This is a genomic window from Desulfothermus sp. (genome assembly GCF_053993635.1).
In genome coordinates this window covers 1-22884 of sequence record NZ_JBMYBT010000064.1, presented here as the reverse complement: position 1 = coordinate 22884, position 22884 = coordinate 1, and the positions used below count along the sequence as shown (strand labels likewise).

The window sequence follows — 22884 nt, the reverse complement described above, 5'->3', positions numbered from 1 at the left end:
TTTGACCTGAATTTATAAATTGGATTTAAACAACATATCAAAAAAAGGTTTTATTAGTTTTGATATTTTTTCAAGTGCTTTTGCCCTATGGCTCACTTTATTTTTCTCATCTATTGAGAGCATAGCTGCACATTTGCCCAGGTTTTCGTCAAAAAATATAGGATCATATCCAAAACCTTGATTTCCTTCAGGTTTTAAGGCAATTTTGCCTCGCCAGATCCCTTGAGTGAGTACATAGTCTTTTGTATTTGCATAAAGCACCATAACACACCTAAATTGTGCCCCTCGCCTATTAAATGGTATATCCTCCATGGCTTTAAGCAGCTTTTGATTATTTTCCTCATCTGTGGCTCCGGCACCAGCAAATCTAGCAGAATAGACCCCAGGTCTTCCCTCTAATGCATCTACCTCAAGTCCTGAATCGTCAGACAAAGTTACACATCCAGTTCGCTCACTTACAAATTTGGCTTTATACAGGGCATTTCCTTCAAATGTTTCCTCTGGCTCTGGTATGTGGGAAATTTCAGGAAAGTCTTTTAGGCTAAGTAGGTTAATATTCAGATTTTTCTTTAAAATTATATTTTCAATCTCCCTAATCTTACCTTTATTTCTTGTTGCTAAAATAAGGTCCATAAATCTCTCCCAAAAATTAGATTGACACTGAAACAAACAATAACTAAATCCCAAACCACATGCTTTATCTACCCTTAATCTCAAGAAAACCCAAGATAAAGTCAAGTCATTTATGTCTAAGTTAAAGGTATATACAATAAGTTTAGGGTGCCCTAAAAATCTGGTGGATACAGAAAAAATATTGGGTTCAATAGGGGATATTTGTGCTCCCATATCTGAATTAAAGATGGCAGATATAGTGCTTATTAATACATGTTCTTTTATAAAAGACGCTGTTGAAGAGGCAATTGATACAATTATTGAAACAATTGAAGAGATAAAAACTTTAGATAATAAGCCCAAACTTATTGTAACAGGATGTCTTGTAAATAGATATTATGAGGAACTTACTAAGGAAATTCCAGAGGTAGATCTATTTTTGGAAATAGAAAAACAACATAAATTAAGAGACATCATAGCAAAGGGTTTTTTAAAGAAACAAAACAGTTATAAGAGATTTCTCTCCACTCCCCCTTCCTATGCATATCTAAAAATAGCTGAAGGGTGTAATCACAGGTGTAGTTTTTGTACAATTCCAAGCATCAGGGGAGGGCTTAAATCATTTTCAGAAAACAGTATAATAAATGAAGCAAGATATATACTCTCAACTGGTCGAAAAGAGATAGTTCTGGTTGCTCAAGACGTAACATCTTATGGAATGGACTTAGGAGATAGGAAAAAGCTTTTTAATATACTGAGTAGACTATCCAAGTTCCAAGGTCTAAGTTGGCTTAGGCTTCTATATTTATATCCCAAAGGGATAACAAGAGATTTTCTTAAATTCTTAAAAGATATAACCCCTCCCTTTATACCCTATTTTGATGTCCCCTTGCAACATGTCTGCCCCAAAATTTTAAAGAAAATGGGCAGACCTTTTCAGGTTTCAGCAGAAGAGATTATAGATTTAATAAGAGAATTTTTTCCTGATGCAGCTATTAGAACCAGTTTTATCGTGGGCTTTCCTGGGGAAAAGGACAGAGACTTTGAGCAATTAGTTAATTTTGTCAAAAATGCTAGATTTACCCATGTAGGGGTATTTTCCTATTCAAATGAAGAGGGGACTGTTTCATCAAAATATCCTGATCAGGTGCCAGAAGAAATCAAAGAACAAAGAAAACAAATAATAATGGAAGAACAAAAAAGTGTAAGTAGAGATTTTCTAAAGACATTTAAGGGCAAAAAGGTAAAAATTTTAATAGACAAAAAGAGTGATGAGTGGCCTACTTTATATGAAGGTAGACCCTGGTTTTTTGCTCCTGAAATCGATGGGTTGACTTATGTGTCAGGGGAAGGGCTGCAACCTGGAGATATGGTGGATGTTGTTATCCAGGAAACATACGATTATGACCTCTCTGGAATTATCTAATCCAAGCATATTAACTTCAATTAGAAGAATTTACTGATAACCAGGAAAATAATATTGCCTAAAAACAAACATTTTGCTATCAATGAACAAATTTTGGTTAGGGGGTATAATATTAATGATAAACACAAGACCAATTAAACACAGTGAATTTTTAAATGGAGAAATTCCAGTAGCAGAAGATGCAAGTTTTTCCTCTATGCTAGAAGATTATTTAGAAAAGGATTTTCTAGACATTGAAGATGGAACCATTGTTAAAGGCAGAGTTGTCAGGATTGACCCTGAAAAAGTGCTGGTGGACGTAAATTTTAAATCTGAGGGACAGATTCCAATTGAAGAGTTTCAGGATAGTGACGGTAATCTTGATGTAAAAGAAGGGGATGAAGTAGAAGTATTTGTTCTTCACAAAAATGATTTAGAAGGTACCATATCTCTCTCCTATAAGCGCGCTAAAAAAATGAGGGTATTGGACGAGTTGGAAAAGATCCAGGAGCAGAATCAAAATGTCCCAGGTAAAATCGTAAAAAGGATTAAGGGTGGATATACTGTAGAGGTTCTTGGTATTGAGGCCTTTTTGCCAGGCTCACATGTGGATCTTAGACCTGTTCCAGATATGGATGCACTGGTTGGAGAGAGATTTGATTTTAGGGTACTTAAAATAAATAGAAAGAGAAGTAATGTTATAGTATCACGCCGGGTTATCCTAGAAGAAGAAAGGGAAAAGCGCAGAAAAGAACTTATTTCTACATTAAAAGAGGGAGTAGTTGTTAAAGGAAAGGTCAAAAATATTACAGACTATGGTGTGTTTATTGACCTTGGTGGACTGGATGGGCTGCTCCACATTACAGATATGTCATGGAAAAAGATCAAACATCCCAAAGAAATGGTACAGCTCGGTGACACGTTGGAGCTCATGGTTTTAAATTATGACAGGGAAGAGCAAAAGGTCTCCTTAGGTCTCAAACAACTTGTGCCAAATCCATGGGAAGATATTCATAAAAAATATCCTGAAGGGTCGAAAGTCGTTGGAAAAGTAACTAATATTGTGGACTATGGGGTATTTGTTGAATTAGAGCCAGGGGTAGAAGGACTTGTACACATCTCAGAGATGTCTTGGACCAGAAAACTAAAACATCCTTCACAGATGGTGCAATTGGGAGATGAAGTTGAGGTGGTAGTTTTAGGGATTGATACTGAGAAAAAGAGGATTTCCCTTGGCATGAAACAGGTAAGACCTAATCCATGGGACATAGTTGCTGAAAAATATCCTGAAGGGACCATCTTAGAGGCACCAATAAAAAATATAACCGATTTTGGAATATTTGTTGGCATAGAAGAGGGTATTGATGGCCTTATCCACGTATCTGACATCTCCTGGACCAAGAAGATACACCATCCAGGTGAGCTATACAAACCAGGGGACATGGTCAGGGCCAAGGTACTTGTTGTTGATAAGGAGAATGAAAAATTTACATTGGGTATCAAACAATTAACCGAGGATCCATGGTTGAAGATTCCAGAAAAATATCCTGAAGGGACATATGTAACAGGAAAGATTACTAACATCACTGATTTTGGCTTGTTTGTAGAAGTGGAAGAAGGGATTGAAGGTCTTGTGTATATTTCAGAAGCAAGTGATAAAAAGATTCAGGATGCAAATGAACTCTATAAGGTTGGACAAGAGGTAACTGCAAAGGTAATTAGGGTTAGCGCAGAAGAGAGAAGACTTGGGTTATCAATAAAACAGTATTTAGAAGACGAAGCCAAGAGAAAAATAGAAGAAGAGAAGAAACGGAAAAAAGAGGCTGGCTCTAATTTAGGTGACCTTATAAAACAAAAATTGGAAAATGCAGAATAATAACCCTAAATTCAGCCAGAGACACCCATTTATTTTTGGACTATTTTTGATTATTTTGGCCATGGTGCTGCTAATTAGCACCATGGCCTTTTTTTCAGTTTTAAAAAACAAATTTTCTATACCTTTTTTGTCTGCAAAAAAGATTGGAGTTGTAAATATTTCAGGAACTATAACCGATTCTAGAAAGTATTTAGATTGGATAACTACACTAAAAAATAGTAAAAATATAGTTGGGGTAATCTTACGAATAAACTCACCTGGGGGAGTAGTTGCGCCGTCCCAGGAAATATATGAGGCTGTGCGTAAATTAAATCAAGTAAAGCCAGTTGTTGTGTCCATGGGGAGTGTGGCTGCATCAGGGGCCTATTACATTAGCTGCGCAGCTAAGGTAATTGTGGCAAATCCAGGGACAATAACGGGGAGTATTGGGGTTGTTGCGAATTTAATCTCTATTGAAGGGCTTTTAAAAAAAGTAGGAGTGGAAGACCAGTCCATTGCCACTGGTAAATTCAAATTGGCAGGCTCTCCTTTAAAAAAACTAACTGAAGAACAAAGGGAATATTTAAAAAAATTGATTGATAATTTATACGATCAGTTTGTGGAAGCCGTGGCCAAAGGACGTAAATTGGATAAAAAAAAGATTTTACCCCTGGCCGATGGCAGGGTATTTACAGGGATGCAGGCAAAGGAGCTAGGTCTTGTTGACTATTTGGGCAATATGGACAAGGCTACTCAAATACTAAAAAAAATTTGCAATATATCTGAAGAGATTGACATAATAGAAGGTCCACAAAAAAAAGAACCCTTAATAAAAAGGATCCTTGGATCTGTGAAAAATAACTCTCCCATAAATCTGAAAGAAGGTTTTTACTACATATGTCCCCTGTACGCAAAATAAATCAAGGAGGTTTTAGACATGCATACTTTAATTGAGCTTTTAAAAAATATGAGCCATTCAACAATTCAGGGATTTTTTGGTGTGCTGGGTATATTTACATTTTTAATTGCCATGGTTGGGTCTGGCATATACAGAGTAAAACAGCAACTTGAAAAAGAAGAGTCTAAATAATATTGCCTTTTACAATCTGATCTGCTGTATCTAAAACAGGTGTATATCCATCTTTTAAGTATAAAGTAATATAATATTGTCCATATTCTCCTTGTGAGTAGAGCTGGTAATTAAAAGGCATAATAACAACTTCAGGAGCAAAATTTATTTCTTCTAAAAATGGAATTAATTTCTCTGTTATTTCAAGAGACCACATAGTTCCCTTGTCATCAAATGCATCTAAATTATGGGTTATTTCTGGATCCAGTAGATGACATACAAAATATACTTCATCACTTTTTAAAGGATCTTTTGGTGAGTCAGAATGTATAAAGACTTCAACAATCCTTTCATCTAATGATGCTATCTTTTTTGCAATATTCTTTAGAATATCTAAGCTTTTCATTTGACCTCCTTATATGCAAAAGCTGAAGTTTTTTAATTTTATTACTAGTATTTTTGATGTAAAAGATGTTTATACATTTCTGGTTATAGTGTTGAATTTTCCATTTTGTTTTGTTCTTCTATAGCCTGCTCAATAGAGTTGATTAAATCATCTTTTTTTGTCATGTTTGAATCATAAAGTGCAATTTGTAGATTTATTGCCCTTTGTACTATTGGTTTGGTAATGTCAAAAAAATTTTTTAAGGATTTAATGGCGTTTTCAATATCTCCCATATGCGCAAAACAAAGTCCCAAATAAAGAGACGTAAAATTGCTTTTTATACCTCTTTTTCTGAGCTCAAGAAACTCCTTCATAGCATTTTTTATATCTCCCAGTTTATAATAGCAATAGGCCAATTTTTGTCGTGCCACTAAATTATCTGATCTATGCTCTATCATTTTTAGGTATATTTCTTTTGCATCCTTGTAATTTTCATGAGCCAAATATTCATCTGCCTTTTTTGCCTCCTTATGAATAATGGAAGTAGCTTGAGGTGGTTGCACTGAAAATCTCTGTCTAAAACCAAATAAAAATTCTCTTCTACTAAGTCTGGTCTTTTTCATAAAAATCTTCTCCTAATCTAAGTCCCAATGAAATCTCAACGAAATTATATGTATCTAAGTTTTTTGCGTAAAAATTTATAATACAGAATTAGATTAAAAATATTAACTGGTTGTCTTATATTTGTCAAAAAAATTGACAAATATATGGAAGAATAAGGGAAGATACTATACATAATAAATATCCATGACAAGAGGGAATCAGTAACATTTTTACAGAGGTTGACAAAAAAATAAAGTTAAAATAGAAAAGACCAATCAGGTGCCGTTATATGGCTTAAAAGGGAATCCGGTGAGAATCCGGAACCGGCCCGCGGCTGTGATAAGGGGACGAAAGCTGCAAAATGCCACTCTGGTATAAATGCCAGGGGAAGGCGCAGCTCGCCCTGTTGAATTTCCTAAGAGGAATCCTATTCAACAGGGTGAGTCCTGTTGAATCTCCTGAGGAAAAAGGTTATTCAACAGGGCAAGTAGGATGATCCTTAGAGTCAGAAGACCTGCCTGAGAATAAAAAGAATATTGCCCTCGGGAGATGGGGTGATATTATAGGGATAAAAACGGGAAATCCCTGAGATTTTTAAATCTCAGGGATTTTTTTATTTTTAAAAAGACTTGACTTAAAAATTTTTTAGGGTTATGAAATTTGTAATATTTAATAAAAAAAAGTAACACAAAAGGAGGATGGTTTTATGAAAAAGTTTTTTTCGGTATCAACATTAGTCCTATTTTTTTTCGTTTGTTCGACTTTTGCCTTTGCAGATTCAAATGAAGCCTTGAAGCAAAGAATTGAAAGGCTTGAACAAGAACTCGCAGCACTCAAAACTGAGCTGGCAAAGAAAAACGAAGAAAAAAAAGAAAGTGTACTAAACAAGTTTTCAGGGAAAGTAGAATTACATGGGATTATTGAAGTGGAAGGTTCATATGCAAAGGGTTTTGATGAATCAGAGGAAAGTGATATTAAATTGGCAACTGCACAACTTGATGTTGATGCAAAATTAAATGATTTTGTTTCTGGGAAGATTACTTTTTTATGGGAAGAGGATGAAACAGAGCCAGTGGATATTGACGAAGCGTATATTTTAATTGGCAATACTGAAAAATTTCCCCTTTATATAAGGGCAGGGAAACAATACCTTCCCCTTGGGGAATTTGATACCAATATGATCTCTGATCCCTTAACATTGGAGCTTGCTGAAATAAACGAATCTGCCCTTTCCTTGGGATTTGAGAAAAATGGTTTTTTCTTAGAAGGTTCTATCTTTAATGGAGATGTAGATAAAGAGGATAATGTTAATGACGATCTAAATCATCTAGATGAATTTTCAATTTATGGAGGTTATTCAGGGGAATTTAATGGTGTGTCCTTTACTGCATGGGGTGGATACCTCAATAACATTGCTGATAGCGATACCATTTCAGATACAGTCCCAGGTACCATTGATGACTATATTGGTGCATTATGTGGAAATTTAGCTGTTGACTTTCAAGGTGTAACAATTTATGCAAGCTATGCAGGTGCAGTTGAGAGCTTTAAGAAAGGAGAGCTTGATTTTAAAAATCATGGGGCAAAGCCAAGGGCATGGAATATTGAAGCAGGATATACCTTAAATTTATTTAATTATGATACCACTTTCGCCGTAGGATATCAGGGAACAGATGAGGCTGTGGCACTTGAGATGCCTAAATCAAGGTATATAGGAAGTATAACAGTTTCTTTGCTGGAAAATTTGTCCCTGGCAATTGAATATGCATATGACCAAGATTATGATTTAAATGAAGGTGGTACAGATGAAGATGCCCATACAGTGACAACACAGTTGCACCTTGAATTTTAGCAAGCCCAAAGCACTCTTTTATATACAGGACCTGGATTCGTTATGTGAAAAATAATCCTCCCTTATGGCGAATTCAGGTCCCTTTTTTTGTCTAATCCTTATTTAAAATAATCCTGCAATCAGCAACAGATACCCCCAATCCTTCATCATGGACAATCAACGGATTTATGTCCAGTTCCTGGATTTCTGGATGGTTTTCCATTAGCCGGGAGACTTTCATTATTACTTTCTCAACTGCATATATATCTTTTTTCTTATCCCCCCTAAAGCCTGTAAGGAGTTTATACGCCTTTATGTCTTGAACCATTCTCCTTACATCTCCCCTTGTTAAAGGAGCTATTCTAAAGGATACATCCTTAAATACTTCCACAAAAATTCCACCAAAACCAAACATTACAAGGGGTCCGAATCTTGGGTATCTAGTAGCACCAACTATGCATTCCACCCCTTTAGGGGCCATTTTTTGTACCAATACACCATCTATCCTTGCCTCTTTTTTGTATTTAAGACCATTGCTTATTATTTCTTTGAATCCTTCTTTAACTTCTTTATCTGTGGTCAGATTTACAAGTACACCTTTGGCATCTGATTTATGCAAGATATCAGGAGACATTATCTTTAAAACAACTGGAAACCCTATCTCATTTGCTATTTTAGCAGCCTCATCTTCACTTTTAGCAAGCTCCATTGGTAAGATATCAAAATTATATGCCCTTAACAGATCTCTGCATTGGAGTTCAGTTAGTCTTGTGCTGTCCTTTTCAATATAACCCTGGATAAGTTCCTTTGCTTTTTGTGGGTCAACTTGAATTTCTATTTCCTCATAGGTCTCCCTATGGAGCCAGCTATTGAACTTATACAAGGCACCTAAGGCCTTTGCAGCATTTTCTGGAAAACTGAATACTGGATAGCCGTGTTCCTGGAGATAATGTACGCCAGGAGAAACATCCACTACACCCATAAAGCATGATACTATTGGCTTGTTAGTAGTAGATGCTACTCTGACAATTGCCTCAGCAGTTGCCTTTGCATCTGTCATGGATTGTGGTGTTAAAATAACAAGTACTCCATCTACATTTGGGTCAAAGACAACAGTCCTGAGTGCATTTTCATATCTATCTGAGGTGGCATCACCAATTACATCAATGGGATTGTGGATATTTGCAGTTGGCGGAAGAAATTTCTTTAGTTTTTCCTTTGTCTCATCTGTCAATTCTGCAAGATTAAGGCCTGTTGTGACGGTTACGTCTGTGGCAACTATTCCAGGACCCCCTGCATTGGTCACAATAGCCACCCTGTTGCCAGCTGGTACCTTTGTTCTCATCTTTCCCAGGGGGGTTTCGCTTTTGTATGTAAATGCCGTGGCATAATCAAAAAGCTCATTAATAGTTTCTGCCCTTATAATTCCAGTTTGATCAAATATTGCACTATACACTGCATCAGAGCCAGCTATAGCACCTGTGTGTGATGCAGCTGCCTTTGCACCTGCAGTTGTGCGACCAGATTTTATCACCAATAGAGGTTTTGGATTGTTCCCAGATGTTATTTTTTTGGCAGTTTCAATAAATTCCCTGGCCCGCCTGAGCTCTTCTAGATAAATCATTATCACTTCAGTGTCAGGATCATTGTAAAAATACTCCATTAAATCAACTTCATCTACATCGGCCTTATTCCCAATGGAAATAAATTTTGAAAAGCCAAACTCCCTATCTGCTGCAAAATCCAAAACCGCAGTACAAAGTGCCCCACTTTGGGATATAAAAGATATCTTACCTGACTCAGGCATCCTTCTTGAAAAACTTGCGTTTAATCTCACCTGATCCAGGGGATTTATAACACCTAGACAATTAGGACCTACCAAACGAACACCTGCCTCTTTGCACATATCTGCAATTTCCTGTTCTATCTTTGCGCCTTCTCCACCCACTTCTCTAAATCCAGCAGAAACAATAACTATTCCGCCCACTTCTTTTTCTATGGACTGTTTTACCGCTTCAAGTGCCAATTTTGGAGGCAAGATAATAAAAGAGAGATCCACAGCATCTGGAATATCTAAAATAGATGGATAGGCCTTTACACTTACAACAGACCTGGCTTTTGGATTTACTGGGAATATAACCCCTTTAAATCCCCCTCTTAATACATTTAAAAAAATATCATGGCCCACTTTGCCAGGAGTTGTGGACGCACCTATTACAGCCACAGATTCTGGCGAAAATATGGCATCAAGACCTTTTTTCATAACTTTTTACTCCTTATAATTTGTTTATCCGTTTAATTTATTTATATTTTTTTGTCCAAAATCAACTGAGAGAGTTGGGAATGAATGATCCCATTTGAGGCAAGTATATTGGGAGAATATAGAGAGATGGGATATCCAGAATATTCAGTAACCATACCCCCTGCTTCTTTGACAATAAGCAGGCCAGCTGCAATATCCCAGGGTTTTAATCCCTGTTCAAAAAATCCTTCCAATCTACCACACGCCACATATGCAAGGTCTATTGCTGCAGCTCCCATTCTCCTCAGTCCCTGACAGGATTTAAGAACAGATTTAACTGGTGGAATGACTTCGTCTATCTTTTCTTTTATATTATAGGGAAATCCCGTTGCAATTAGAGAGTTTTTTAATTCTTTTTCTTTAGACACTGTAATCTTTTTTGAGTTTAAATATGCCCCCCCACCTTTGTAAGCTGAAAACACCTCACCAATTATGGGTAGATTGATAACACCCAAGACTACTTCTTTATTCCACCACAGGGCCACAGACGTAGCAACCATGGGGAGTGAGTGGGCAAAATTTGTGGTTCCATCTAAAGGATCCACAATCCATATAGGTCCTGTGCCTATTTCAGTTGATGAGGCTGATTCCTCTGCCAGAAAATCCCCATCAACTATTTTTCTGAGTTCTTTTTTCAGTTTATTTTCCACTGCTACATCTATTTCTGTGACAAGGTCAATTTCTCCCTTATGTCTTATATCTAACTCTTTGCCAAAAGAATTTTTTATAAATTTTCCTGCAGAAACAACAATTTCTATAGTCCTCTCTAAAATAAATTTTAATTTCTTTGTATCCATAATTGTTTTTCTCTATTTTTTTATCTAATTGATGAAAACCTGTGCATAGGCCTTCTCATTTTCCATTGCAATACCAGTTCCCCTAACAACAGTTGTTAAGGGATCCTCATCAACAACTACATTAATATTTGCCCTCCTCATTATTAATTTATCAAGGCCCTTTAAAAGGGCGCCACCACCAGCTAATAATATTCCGTTTTGCGCCACGTCTGCCACAAGCTGGGGAGATGTTTTTTCAAGTGCTCTAATAACAGAATCCACAATTATGTCCACAGGCTCTTTTATGCAATGGGCTATTTCTTCTTCTGTTAATTCAATCATCACAGGGGCTCCGTTCATAATATTTTTCCCTGTCACCTTCATAACTTTCAACTCCTCTGTTGGTTCATAATATGCTGATCCTAGGTTTATTTTAATATGTTCTGCTAGATTTTCTCCTATTAAGACCTTATATTCTTCTTTTAAATATCTCTGTATGGCCTCATTCAATTCATCTCCAGCAACCCTAACAGATTCTGAATATGCAACAGCAGACAGGGAAATAACAGCCACTTCAGTAGTTCCACCGCCAATGTCAACAACCATATTCCCTTTTGGCTTTTCAATTGGAAGTTGAGCCCCTATTGCAGCAGCCATTGGTTCTTCAATGAGTTTTACTTCTCTAGCGCCTGCTTGCTGAGCTGATTCTATAACAGCACGCATCTCCACCTGGGTAATCCCAGTGGGTACACAAATTACCATTTTGGGTTTAACCAGTTGAAGTCCCTTAATCACCTTTTTTATAAAATATGAAATCATTATCTTGGTTACTTCAAAATCTGCAATTACACCATCTTTTAAAGGCCTCACAGCCCTAATCTTTTCAGGAGTCCTGCCTAAAAATTCCTTTGCCTCTGCACCTACAGCCAGGACTTTTGATGTCCTTGCATTCAATGCCACTACTGATGGCTCATTAAGCACGATCCCATCTCTTGCTGTATATAAAAGGGTATTTGCGGTCCCTAAATCCATGGCCAGGTCTTTGCCAAAAAAATTGAGAAGCTTTTTAAAAAACATGCCAACCTACCTTCCTTTCTTTCTGTTCCTTAATTTGTTTTTAAGGTATAAATTTTCTAAAAACAACGATAAATGATTAATTAAGAGTTGAAAAAATTCAGACATGGGCTGGGTTATAGTCCTCTTTTCACGATCTAAAAAAACCAGAACTCCTCTGGTCTTTAAATTAACTATTATGGGTAAACACACTATTGTCTTGAATTTCTCTCCCTGATTGGAAGTCCCAACAAGGGAACCAACTGGCCTCTGGTCTTGGTCATCGCTTAAAATAATGGCCTTGTGATTTTTAAAAACCCACCCAACAAGTCCGCTATTTATGCGAAATTTTTTGCCTCGATACCCTTCTAAACCTGCTATAATGTCACTCATCTTTTCAAGATGATAGCCTTCTCCCCTCTCATCTCTTGTAGCAAAGATACAATATAAGAAGCCAGTGTACAAACACAAAATCTCTAACATATTCTTTAGATATTCGTCCCACTTGGGATATTTTTCTTTTAAACTACATATGAGTTTTAGACCATTATAAAATTTTTCAGTTTCTGAATAATTAATAACTTTATCCCTTTCTTCTAAAAAAACAGAAATCAACTCAGCAAATTGACTAAGTATTTTTTGGTCCTTTGGCGTAAATGTATATGTTTTTTTGCTGTCAACACAAATGACTCCCCTTTTTCCTTTTAAGGGGACTCCCATAAAGGATTTTACTTTATCTTCTTCTCCTTTTAAATAATAGCAGAGCCTTCTTTTTTCCCTAGAAAAATCATTAATAACCAAGGCCTTTTTATTTTTCAAAATCCAGCCTAAGATACCCTTTCCTTTCACTACAATAGATGTTTTATCAACATTATCTCCCAGACTAAAATACGAAACCATTCTATATTGAGACCCAGCGTCTTTTAGATAAAGGACACTGGTATATCCCTCAAATACACTGCTTACACATTTAAGTAAACATTCAAAAAAACACGGAGGATTCATTATTTTTTAAACCTTCTTTGAAAATAAAATTCTATACTTCTGTTATAAGTTTTTTCCTCTTCTTCTGTAAAATAACACGCTGGGAGCTCTCCTCTCTGTCTATGATACCTGATACATTCGCAACAAATTCCATGCCTTGGACAGGATGGATAAGTGCAATTGCATGTCTCGGAATTTAGTTTATATCTTGGGCACTTTTCTTTTTTTTCCATGTCCACATCTCCTTTTTCTAAGGACTTAGTTAAACTTGGACTTAAGGCAGGACCCATTGGTTGGATACGACATAAATTTTTAAGGGATTAAATATAGTAGGTCAAGGTGAAAATCTGGCACAGTCAGTACACAAAAAAAGATGATTATGAACATATTTTTATTTTTTTGTAAGCATAAATATCCCATAAATTGCAAATAAGTTTGGGAAAAATTTGACCACCTTTCCATGGTCTTCGTGGTGATACGTACTAATATTCATTTCCCTCTCAATCTTAAAACCAAATATTTCACAAAACCTCCTAAAATCCGTAATACTAATCCTCCTGATATTTGGGGTGTCAAACCACTCATAAGGAAGTTCCTTGGATATTGGCGCCCGACCTTTAAAAAAAAAGTAGATCCTGTTTTTGTAATGGCTATAATTTGGGAAACTCACAATCCCTTTTCTTCCAACTCTTAGCATCTCAGATATAAGCCAGGCTGGACGAGTCACCTGTTGTAAGGTCTGGGATAAAATCACATAGTCAAAGGTTTGATCCGCATAATCTAAAATTTCCTCATTTATATCACCCTGAATTACATTCACCCCTTTTAAAATTCCCTGGGTCACTTTTTCCTCATCAATCTCAATCCCAGTGCCCTTGACATCTTTTTGCTGTATTAAATATTCAAGTAACACACCATTACCACATCCTAAATCCAGTACCTTACTTCCTGGCTTAACCCATCTGGCTATAGTCTTTAAGTCAAATCTCATTTTTGACGATCCATTTAAGTACAAACGTAAAATATATTTTCATTTAAATCTCAGAAGAAAGTTTTTCCAAAAATGCCTTTACCAAACTGGATAATTTTGGATTGGGAACTAAAAATGAGTCGTGTCCATAGTCTATTTGGATCTCACAAAAGTTTACCTCAATTCCATTTTTTTTCATTGCCTTTACCATTTCTTTTGACTGGTAAGTGGGATATAGCCAGTCTGAACTAAAGGAAACAACTAGAAATTTTGCCTTTGCCTTTGAAAGCGCCAGGACAATGGACCCCTCTCCATGGGTCTCAGCCAGATTAAAATAATCAGTTGCACGGGTTAGATACAAAAACGAATTTGCATCAAATCTATTAACAAATTTTTCTCCTTGATACTTAAGATAATTGGATACCTGAAAATTGGTTTCAAAATTACTAGTTGGATGAAATCCTTTTTGTATGTTTCTATCGAATTTTTTTCTAAGCGCGGTATCTGACAGATAAGTAACATGGCCTATCATCCTGGCCACTGCCTGTCCGTGTACAGGAGGGACAGAATTATAGTAGTCACCATTATTCCAATTGGGATCGTTCATAATTGCCTGTCTTGCTACTTCATTAAAGGCTATGGCCATTGCTGAATGTTTTGAAGTAGTAGCAATCAAAATTGCCCCATTGACCATCTCAGGGTATCTCACACTCCACTCAAGGGCTTGCATACCTCCCATGGAGCCACCAATTACTGCAAGAATTCTATCTATTTTTAGATGCTCAATAAGTTTTTTTTGTGCCCTAACCATATCCCCAATGGTTACTAACGGGAACCTTAATCCATAGGGCTTATTTGTCTTTGGATCAATTGAGCCAGGACCTGTTGAGCCCATACAACCACCAATTACATTGGAGCACACTACAAAAAATTTATTTGTATCAATGGCCTTTGATGGACCAATCATATTTTCCCACCATCCAGGTGTTGGGCTATCTTCGCTGTAATACCCTGCAGCATGGGAATCACCTGTTAATGCGTGCAACACAAGTATGCAATTGGTCTTGTGCCTATTTAAAGTCCCATAAGTTTCATACGCAAGGGTAATAGGTCCTAATTTTTGGCCATTTTCAAAGATAAATTCATTGGGTGGCTCTGCAAAAGTAAAAAATTGCTTTTTGACTAATCCTACGGAGTTTTTAACTATATCCATATTATTCCATTACTTCTAAACAATGGTCTCCATGGCTTGATTTTTCGCATAATTTGTGACAGATAAAACTGTTTTTTATCTACTCCTCTCAAGGTGGACCAAAAAGTTTGTTGTTAGTGTCAAATAAAAATAACCATTACATGGAACAAGGAGCCTAACTCTGTAAAGAAAATTTTCATAAATTTAGGCCAACCAACAAAGGATATCAAACTGAACCTTGATATTCAAGAAAATACAAAAACAAGGAGAGATAAACATGACACTTTCAGATAAAATTCTCAAGATAAAAGATGAATTAAAAGATGAACTATGTATTTTAGCCCATCACTATCAAAATGACGAAATTGTAAGACATGCAAATTTTATTGGAGATTCTTTAGAATTGGCAAGAAAAGTTCCTTCACTAAAGGCCAAATACATAGTTATGTGTGGGGTTTATTTCATGGCAGAGTCCACAGCTATTTTGGCAAATGAGTCTCAACAGGTTTTTATTCCTGTAAAAAAAGCTGGGTGTACCCTTGCAGACCTTGCTCCTGCAAAATTAATAGAGATTACTTTGACTAAATTAAATCAAAAGAGGAAGATTATACCAATTGCATATGTAAATACTTCAGCAAAAGTTAAGGCTATTTGTGGAAAATTTGGAGGAAGCGTCTGTACATCAGCAAATTCAGTAACTATGTTAAAATGGGCATTGGAAAATAGCGATGGAGTACTTTTTTTACCAGACAGAAATTTAGCACTCAATACTGCAAAGGCTTTGGAGATTGATGATGAGGAGATATCTTATTTAGACGATGATATTTTTAACAAAAAATACAAATTGTATGTGTGGCCAGGATATTGTGATGTGCACCTAAATTTTAGAAAAGAACATATTTATCATTTTAAAAAACGTAAGCCAGATGCAAAAATTATTGTTCACCCCGAGTGTACCCCAGAAGTGGTAAATGATGCTGATGCATGGGGGTCAACTTCAAAAATTATAAAATATGTACAAAACCAGCCAAAAGGGAGCAAAATAGTTATAGGCACTGAGATAAATCTGGTTAACCGATTAAAAAAACAACATGGGGATAAGGAAATATTTCCACTACATACCACTTGCTGCAGATACATGGAGATGATAAATGAATCCAATCTGTTGTCATTATTAGAAAGTTTAGACACCTATAAACAGGTCAAAGTAGATACTAAGACTAAAGAGCTGGCCAGAATAGCTATATCAAAGATGCTAGATGTATGTAAATAAAATATTTGTGCAATCTGATATCTTAAAAATAGTTTTTTTAACTTGTATGTTTTAGTTTTTTTTGTTAGATAAGCTGACGCTTTTTGATTTGAAAGAAGGTGCTTACTTTTACTTTTATTAAATAAAAACTAATTTTTCAAAAGTTTTTGACAAACTTAGGTGAACAAAAAAGGGGCACATACATGAAACAAAAAATATCATTAAGACTGATTTTTTTCTTAGGTCTTTTTTGTGTTTATAGTTTATTATGTTTTGCTCAAGAGAATATGAAGTTTATAAAATCTCCAGCTTTTAAGACCTATCAGAGACCCCCTGCTGTATTTGTCCATGACAAGCACAATGAAAAGGCAGAACTCTATGACTGTTCTATTTGTCATCATGTATATGAAAATGGGAAACTGGTTGAAGGGGCAATGAGCGTAGGTCAAGGTTGTTCTGAGTGCCATAAAGTAAAAAAGACTACGGCAGATATGACACCCTTAATGGATGCATACCACAAACAGTGTATCACGTGTCATAAAAAAAGGAAAAAAGGACCTCTTGCCTGTGGTGAATGTCATGTCAAAAAATAAGTTGTTGTTTCTTGTTATTTTTATTGCAGTTTTTTCACCAATAAATGCATTTGCATGGGGGCCAGCATCACATATATCGATTGGTCTCTATATATTTGATAATTTGAATTTACTCATGTCCCAGGTGACAGATATTATCTTAAAGTATCCCCATTATTTTTTGTATGGTTGTATAAGTCCTGATGTGTTAATTGGAAAGGGGAAAAAAATATCAAAGGCCCCAACACACAATTGGAATACGGGATTTAGTCTCTTAAAATCAAATGATATACGAGTTAAATCATATTCTTTAGGGTATTTATCCCATCTGGCATCTGATGTAATAGCCCATAATTATTTTGTTCCAAATATGTTACAATTATTTAAATTAAATCGAGGGAAAATTTTTCACGTTTTAATTGAAGGTCTAATAGATAGGTCTTTGAATGTGGAGGCAAGTATTTTAAAAGATATTATGAATCGAAATTTTAAAGATGTAGATCTACAGCTCATAAATACAATAAAAAATAAAAAATCAACTTTTAAAATAAAGAAGATGCTATTTAAAAAGGGTATATCTTTAAATTTTTTTAGATCTGCATCTAAAGAAATAAATAGGGGTATGATTGAAAAAAAACTCCATAGCTCATGGGATTATGTCATAGATATGTTAGATATGTCTAAAAAATTGACAATAGAGATTTTAAATAAACAAGAAAAATCAAGTCTTATTAATTATGATCCAATGGGATTTAAGCATTTAAAAGTAGCAAAACTAAGCAATAAATTTTCTTTTAAAAATAAACACAAGGGAGTGGTACCGTTCTTTGTTCCGTCAATGGATATTCTAAACCTTTAAACCTAAAAAAGTGGGTAAGGCCATGAGCAAGTTGAAAAAAATTTTAGAACAAGGTCATTTTGCCTTAACTGGAGAACTTGGCCCTCCAAGGGGCGTTAATGTAGATGCGGTCAAAAAAAAGGCTTCTTATTTAAAGGGAGTGGTGGATGCAGTTAATATAACTGATAACCAGACAGCAGTTGTGAGGCTGTCCAGTTGGGCAACATCACTTTTGGTATTACAAGAAGGCCTTGAGCCTGTTTATCAGATGGTTTGCCGGGATAGGAACAGACTTGCAATGCAGGCAGATATACTGGGTGCTTATGCCCATGGTATAAGGAATATTCTGTGTCTTTCAGGAGATCATCAACAGTTTGGTGATCATCCCTTTGCAAAGGGCGTATTTGACATTGATTCTATTCAACTAATATCTACAGTAAAAAAAATGAGGGATGATGAAAAATTCTTATCTGGGGCAGACTTAGATGGTGCACCTAAGGAAATGTTTATAGGTGCTGCAGCAAATCCCTTTGCTGAGCCCTTAGAGTGGAGAATTCATAGACTTGCAAAAAAAATTGAAGCTGGTGCCCAGTTTATTCAGACCCAGTGTATTTATAATATGAAGAGAATGAGGGAATGGGTAAAACAGGCAAATGATATGGGACTTACAGAAAAGGTCTATATCCTTGCTGGAATAACTCCAATGAAGAGCGTTGGTATGGCCAAGTACATGCAGACAAAGGTCCCTGGTATGGATGTTCCAGACGAGATAATCAAAAGGCTAAAAGGAGTTCCCAAAAAAGAGCAGTCCAAGGAAGGGATAAAGATTGCTGTTGAGATGATAGAAGAATTTAAGGAGATGAAGGGAATTGCAGGAGTACACCTAATGGCCATTGAATGGGAACACAGAGTTCCTGAAATAGCTGAAATGGCAAATCTCCTTCCAAGACCGCAAGTATAAAAGATTTTACCCAGCTCTTAATTAATTGGCCTGGGTTTTGGGAAATATGTAAAAAGCTCAGGCTAATTCTTGAAATATACATTGCACTTAGAAAATTCCAGGTAAAGGAGGCAAGACAATTTTGTCTTGACCTCCTGTTTTAATTTTATTCAAATCAAGGCCAAATTATCAAACAGGAGTTTTATCCATGGAACACTCTATTCTTAAGGAACGGGAAAACAAATTTTTATTTAATACTTATGCAAGGTATCCCATTGAGATAAAAAGGGGACAGGGTACAAAATTATATGATTTTAATGGAAAAGAATATACTGATCTTTTGGCCGGAATTGCAGTATGTAATCTTGGACATGCAAATATGGAAATTGGAAAGGCAATTTCAGAGCAGGCCAAAAAACTGGTGCACGTTAGTAATCTCTTTTACACAAAAGAGCAAATAGACTTGGCAGAGAAGTTAATTAATACAACATCTCACATGTCCAAGGTATTTTTTTGTAACTCAGGCGCAGAAGCAAATGAAGCATGTATAAAACTTGCCCGTAGGTATTTTAAAAACATAAAAAATCAAGATAAATTTGAAACAATAACCCTTGAAGGGTCTTTTCATGGTCGCACCTTTGCAACTATGAGTGCTACAGGGCAGGAGAAAATTAAGGAGGGTTTTGAGCCCCTTGTTCCTGGCTTTGTCCATGCAAAACCAAATGATTTAAAAGATATTGAGGGAAAAATTAATAATAAGACTGCTGCAATTATGATAGAGGTCATCCAGGGTGAGGGCGGCATCAGACCTCTTGAAATAGATTTTGTCAAAGGTATAGAAGAGTTGTGTAAGCTAAAGGGCCTTTTATTTATTGTAGATGAGATCCAAACCGGGATTGGCAGGACAGGAAAGATGTGGGGTTTTGAGCATTATAATGTAAAACCCCACATAATTAGTTGTGCCAAGGCCCTGGCAAATGGGCTTCCCATAGGTGCAATGATGGCAACAGAGGAAGTTGCAAAAGCATTTGGGCCTGGTACCCACGCTACTACCTTTGGTGGAGGACCAGTTGTCTGTATGGCTGCCTTAAAAGTCCTTGAAATTATCTTTAGAGACAATTTGATAGACAGGGCAAAAAAAATAGGCGAATTTGCCTTATCTGAATTCAAAAGATTACAAGACAAATATCCCAGGTTAATAAAAGAAGTTAGAGGTATTGGACTTATGCTTGGGATTGAACTAACACCTGGGGTGGACGCAAAAAAGGTCTTTGATACAATTATAGATAAAGGATTTATCGTGAATTTGACCCAAGGCTCAACCTTGCGTTTGCTACCACCTTTAATAATAAAGGAGGAAGAAATTAAAGCATTTTCTAACACCCTTGATGATATTTTAAGTAAATTATGAAAAAAGTATATTTTGTGCTAAACATAAAAATTGATCCCAGGTTAATAGCAGATTTGGAGTTATTTTTAGCTGAAAACATCTCTTGGGGATGGGAAGAAGAGAAAAATTTAATAAAAATATATTTTGACTCCTTAGATGGTGCAGAGGATTTTTCAGAAAAAATAAAGACAAAGTTCAAAGGCGCCCAAGTAGAGATTATAAAATATTTTGACTTAGACTGGTCAAAGGAATGGAAAAAATATTTCAAGCCAATTGAGGTAGGAAAATTTAAAATAATTCCCTCATGGAACAAAGGGAAAATTGGCCTATCTGCAGGGCAAATTCCCATTTACATCTATCCTGAAATGGCATTTGGCACTGGTCACCATCCAACCACAAAACTCTGCCTCATCTCTTTGTTAAAAGTCCACAAAAAAGGTTTTATAAAAACAAAAGATACCTTTCTTGATGTTGGAACAGGATCAGGCATTTTAACAATAGCTGGTACCCTGCTCGGTCTTAAAGGCGTTGCCCTGGATATAGATAAGGTTGTCATGAAAAATTTCAAAAAAAATATTGAGTTAAATGGATTAGATTTCCCTTGTTTTTTTATTGGCACAACTAATTCTTTAAAAAAAGAAAAAAAGTTTAGATTGATAATGGCAAATATTTTACTGGATCCTATCCTTGATCTAAAAAATGATTTTGTATCCCTTTTAAATGAAAAGGGAATTATTATAATATCTGGGATTTTAAATGAACAAGAAAATAGAGTCATACACTCTTATAAGTCCCATTTTAGTGTTGTGGAGATTTTCCAGGAAGGGGAACGGTCATCAACAACATTTCAAAGGAAATAGGAATGGGTGAGGACGACAAAATAATCCTTAATAAAATGTTTAGTGTTTTGTACGACACACTTGGACCAAGTTATTGGTGGCCAGGTGATACGATTTTTGAAATATGTGTAGGAGCTATTTTAACACAAAATACAAATTGGAATAATGTAGAAAAGGCCATATCTAACCTAAAGGCCAATAATTTACTCAGTCCTGAAAGGCTATTTTTCTTAGATAATGAGCAATTAGCAGAACTCATAAGACCTGCTGGCTATTTTAGAATCAAAACAAATAGACTGAAAAATTTTCTTTTGTTCTTAAAACAGGAAGTAAACTTTGAAATAGAAAAATTAAAGGAGTATTCACTTTATGATTTGAGGAACAAACTATTAAGTGTTAAAGGCATAGGTCCAGAAACAGCAGATTCAATGCTTTTATATGGGTTTGAAAAAGAAATATTTGTAGTTGATGCTTATACCCATAGGATATTTAATAGACATGATTTGATAGAAGACCAGATATCATACGAGGAATTGCAAGAATTTTGCATGCAGAACCTGCCAAAAGATATCCATATATATAAAGAATTTCATGCATTAATAGTTAGAGTAGGAAAAAAATGGTGTAAAAAGAAAAAAGCAGATTGTAATACCTGTCCTTTATCTGGCAATGATTAAATATGACAAAAAAAAATTATCTATTTATTATATTTCTTATTTTCTTAATTTTACCTCATACATCTCAAGCATTTAATGATCCCTACAAAAGACAATTAATACAAAAAAAATCAGAGCTTACTAAAAGACAAAAAGAACTAAAAAAATTAAAACAAAAAGAAAAAAAGATTTATAATGAAATATTAAAAATAGAAAAAAATATAGAGAGGATTAAAATATCTCTAAAAAAGAATAATGAAAATCTTATCAATTTGCAAAAAAGAGAGAGTTCTCTAAAAAAAGAGATTATATCCCTTCAAAAAGATATTAAATTTAACTCAGAATATTTATATAAAATTTTAAATATGATGTGGGATACATACTTGCGCAAATTCTATTTATCAACCCCACAAGATTTTAAAGATATCCATCTAAGATATATATGGCTAGAATATATTTACCAAGCATACAACAATAAATTAAAAGAGATAAGAAAAAAGCAAAAACAGTTAGAAAGTCAACAAAAAAAATTAGAATCACTTAAAGCAAAAATAAAATTACAGACTGAAAAAATTGAGGGGCAAAAAGATGAACTATTAAAAGAAAAAATGGTGTTGTTTTCAAAGCTTCAAAATGTGCGGGCCTTGTCTATCAAAAAAGAGAAACAAATAGAAAAAATAATAGAGACTGTTGAGAAGCTAAAATATAACTTAAGGCTATTAAAAACCAGAAACTTCACAAATGCAAAAGGATTACTTCCTTATCCTGTAAAAGCTCAAAAGATAAAAAAAATAAAAAAGGGTATTGTTATTTATGCCCCGAAAGGATCAAAAGTAAAAGCATGTTTTTCTGGAAAAATCGTATTCCAGGACAAACTAAGGGGTTTTGGAAATGTTGTTATCATATATCATGGAGATGGTTATTACACCCTTTATGCATTTCTCTCTAAGGTCTTTGTTAAAATGGGTCAAATGGTTGAAGGTTCTGTACCAATTGGTGAAGTTGGCTTTTCTCCCTTTGTAAGGACATATGGACTTTATTTTGAGATCAGAAAAGGCAAAAACACGTTAAATCCAATTAAGTGGCTTAAGAAGTGAGGACAGATCATGATTCACTGTTTTCTCCAAAACAAAATGCCGGGGGAGGGAGTCGAACCCTCACGGGCGCAGGGCCCGCGGGATTTTGAGTCCCGTGCGTCTTCCAATTCCGCCACCCCGGCTTAACTTTTTATGCTTATATTTTATTAAAATGCGAGTGTCAAGTCTAGATTTTTTACTAAAATTTATCTAGCCCATATTGTATGGCTTTACTGGAGCATATATTTATATTATGGATTTTTGGAAATTTTGACAAAGTTATA

23 protein-coding genes, 1 tRNA gene and 1 riboswitch are annotated in these 22884 nt (G+C 35.4%); of the genes, 13 read left to right on the top strand and 11 right to left on the bottom strand.

Annotation, left to right across the window (positions count from 1 at the left end; all coding sequences use genetic code 11):
• Window positions 1-12: 12 nt before the first annotated feature.
• Window positions 13-633 (bottom strand): RdgB/HAM1 family non-canonical purine NTP pyrophosphatase, encoded by a 621-nt coding sequence (gene rdgB / locus ACY2V1_RS04695; protein ID WP_461833642.1) that lies wholly within the window; start codon window positions 631-633, stop codon window positions 13-15.
• Window positions 634-745: 112 nt separating this feature from the next.
• Here rdgB and rimO point away from each other — a divergent pair, with 112 nt between their 5' ends.
• The 4 genes from rimO to ACY2V1_RS04675 all read left to right on the top strand — a co-directional run bounded on the left by rimO (window position 746) and on the right by ACY2V1_RS04675 (window position 4962).
• Window positions 746-2038 carry a 30S ribosomal protein S12 methylthiotransferase RimO gene (gene rimO / locus ACY2V1_RS04690; RefSeq protein WP_461833641.1) on the top strand — a complete coding sequence of 431 codons (1293 nt, stop codon included), beginning with the start codon at window positions 746-748 and terminating at the stop codon, window positions 2036-2038.
• 196 nt (window positions 2039-2234) lie between these two features.
• Window positions 2235-3893, top strand: coding sequence for a 30S ribosomal protein S1 (locus tag ACY2V1_RS04685; protein WP_461833649.1), 1659 nt, complete (start codon window positions 2235-2237; stop codon window positions 3891-3893).
• Complete coding sequence (gene sppA, locus ACY2V1_RS04680; RefSeq protein WP_461833640.1) at window positions 3883-4791, top strand: signal peptide peptidase SppA; 909 nt, start codon at window positions 3883-3885, stop codon at window positions 4789-4791. The genes ACY2V1_RS04685 and sppA overlap by 11 nt, the downstream gene beginning before the upstream one ends.
• 18 nt (window positions 4792-4809) lie before the next feature.
• Window positions 4810-4962, top strand: a complete 153-nt coding sequence (locus tag ACY2V1_RS04675) for a hypothetical protein (protein ID WP_461833639.1) — start codon at window positions 4810-4812, stop codon at window positions 4960-4962.
• Here the strand turns inward: ACY2V1_RS04675 and ACY2V1_RS04670 are convergent.
• The gene (locus tag ACY2V1_RS04670) at window positions 4955-5347 is read right to left on the bottom strand and encodes a hypothetical protein (RefSeq protein ID WP_461833638.1); all 393 of its coding nucleotides are present in this window, start codon (window positions 5345-5347) and stop codon (window positions 4955-4957) included. The two genes, ACY2V1_RS04675 and ACY2V1_RS04670, sit on opposite strands and share 8 nt — an antisense overlap.
• 83 nt (window positions 5348-5430) lie before the next feature.
• The gene (locus ACY2V1_RS04665; protein ID WP_461833637.1) at window positions 5431-5949 is read right to left on the bottom strand and encodes a tetratricopeptide repeat protein; all 519 of its coding nucleotides are present in this window, start codon (window positions 5947-5949) and stop codon (window positions 5431-5433) included.
• Window positions 5950-6189: 240 nt separating this feature from the next.
• A riboswitch (cobalamin riboswitch) is annotated at window positions 6190-6465 on the top strand.
• Window positions 6466-6635: 170 nt separating this feature from the next.
• Here ACY2V1_RS04665 and ACY2V1_RS04660 point away from each other — a divergent pair.
• Window positions 6636-7781, top strand: a complete 1146-nt coding sequence (locus ACY2V1_RS04660; protein WP_461833636.1) for an LbtU family siderophore porin — start codon at window positions 6636-6638, stop codon at window positions 7779-7781.
• Window positions 7782-7872: 91 nt separating this feature from the next.
• Here ACY2V1_RS04660 and acs read toward each other — a convergent pair whose 3' ends face one another.
• The 7 genes from acs to metX form a co-directional block, all read right to left on the bottom strand.
• Complete coding sequence (gene acs, locus ACY2V1_RS04655) at window positions 7873-10023, bottom strand: acetate--CoA ligase alpha subunit (protein WP_461833635.1); 2151 nt, start codon at window positions 10021-10023, stop codon at window positions 7873-7875.
• 41 nt (window positions 10024-10064) lie between these two features.
• Complete coding sequence (locus ACY2V1_RS04650; RefSeq protein WP_461833634.1) at window positions 10065-10859, bottom strand: inositol monophosphatase family protein; 795 nt, start codon at window positions 10857-10859, stop codon at window positions 10065-10067.
• 24 nt (window positions 10860-10883) lie between these two features.
• Window positions 10884-11915 (bottom strand): rod shape-determining protein, encoded by a 1032-nt coding sequence (locus ACY2V1_RS04645; protein WP_461833633.1) that lies wholly within the window; start codon window positions 11913-11915, stop codon window positions 10884-10886.
• Window positions 11916-11921: 6 nt separating this feature from the next.
• Window positions 11922-12896 carry a GAF domain-containing protein gene (locus tag ACY2V1_RS04640; RefSeq protein WP_461833632.1) on the bottom strand — a complete coding sequence of 325 codons (975 nt, stop codon included), beginning with the start codon at window positions 12894-12896 and terminating at the stop codon, window positions 11922-11924.
• Window positions 12896-13108 (bottom strand): DUF6485 family protein, encoded by a 213-nt coding sequence (locus ACY2V1_RS04635; RefSeq protein ID WP_461833631.1) that lies wholly within the window; start codon window positions 13106-13108, stop codon window positions 12896-12898. Before ACY2V1_RS04635 ends, ACY2V1_RS04640 begins: the two co-directional genes overlap by 1 nt.
• 158 nt (window positions 13109-13266) lie before the next feature.
• Complete coding sequence (metW, locus tag ACY2V1_RS04630) at window positions 13267-13866, bottom strand: methionine biosynthesis protein MetW (protein ID WP_461833630.1); 600 nt, start codon at window positions 13864-13866, stop codon at window positions 13267-13269.
• Window positions 13867-13909: 43 nt separating this feature from the next.
• Window positions 13910-15058, bottom strand: a complete 1149-nt coding sequence (gene metX / locus ACY2V1_RS04625) for a homoserine O-acetyltransferase MetX (RefSeq protein ID WP_461833629.1) — start codon at window positions 15056-15058, stop codon at window positions 13910-13912.
• 256 nt (window positions 15059-15314) lie between these two features.
• Between metX and nadA the strand changes: the two genes are divergently transcribed.
• From nadA to ACY2V1_RS04585, 8 genes are all read left to right on the top strand, one after another.
• Window positions 15315-16310: a quinolinate synthase NadA gene (nadA, locus tag ACY2V1_RS04620; protein WP_461833628.1), complete on the top strand. Its 996-nt coding sequence runs from the start codon at window positions 15315-15317 to the stop codon at window positions 16308-16310.
• Window positions 16311-16492: 182 nt separating this feature from the next.
• Window positions 16493-16882 (top strand): acidic tetraheme cytochrome c3 TmcA, encoded by a 390-nt coding sequence (gene tmcA / locus ACY2V1_RS04615; protein WP_461833627.1) that lies wholly within the window; start codon window positions 16493-16495, stop codon window positions 16880-16882.
• Window positions 16869-17720: a zinc dependent phospholipase C family protein gene (locus ACY2V1_RS04610; protein ID WP_461833626.1), complete on the top strand. Its 852-nt coding sequence runs from the start codon at window positions 16869-16871 to the stop codon at window positions 17718-17720. The genes tmcA and ACY2V1_RS04610 overlap by 14 nt, the downstream gene beginning before the upstream one ends.
• A 22-nt stretch (window positions 17721-17742) precedes the next feature.
• A complete protein-coding gene (locus ACY2V1_RS04605; RefSeq protein ID WP_461833625.1) occupies window positions 17743-18660 on the top strand; it encodes a methylenetetrahydrofolate reductase in 918 nt (305 codons plus the stop codon).
• Window positions 18661-18847: 187 nt separating this feature from the next.
• Window positions 18848-20050, top strand: coding sequence for an aspartate aminotransferase family protein (locus tag ACY2V1_RS04600; RefSeq protein ID WP_461833624.1), 1203 nt, complete (start codon window positions 18848-18850; stop codon window positions 20048-20050).
• Complete coding sequence (locus tag ACY2V1_RS04595) at window positions 20047-20889, top strand: 50S ribosomal protein L11 methyltransferase (protein ID WP_461833623.1); 843 nt, start codon at window positions 20047-20049, stop codon at window positions 20887-20889. The genes ACY2V1_RS04600 and ACY2V1_RS04595 overlap by 4 nt, the downstream gene beginning before the upstream one ends.
• A gap of 2 nt (window positions 20890-20891) precedes the next feature.
• On the top strand, window positions 20892-21545 hold the full coding sequence (locus ACY2V1_RS04590; protein ID WP_461833622.1) for an endonuclease III domain-containing protein: 654 nt from the start codon (window positions 20892-20894) through the stop codon (window positions 21543-21545).
• A 2-nt stretch (window positions 21546-21547) separates the two neighbouring features.
• On the top strand, window positions 21548-22621 hold the full coding sequence (locus tag ACY2V1_RS04585; RefSeq protein WP_461833621.1) for a murein hydrolase activator EnvC family protein: 1074 nt from the start codon (window positions 21548-21550) through the stop codon (window positions 22619-22621).
• Window positions 22622-22658: 37 nt separating this feature from the next.
• Here the strand turns inward: ACY2V1_RS04585 and ACY2V1_RS04580 are convergent.
• Window positions 22659-22743, bottom strand: a tRNA-Leu gene (locus tag ACY2V1_RS04580).
• Between the last annotated feature and the right edge of the window lie 141 nt (window positions 22744-22884).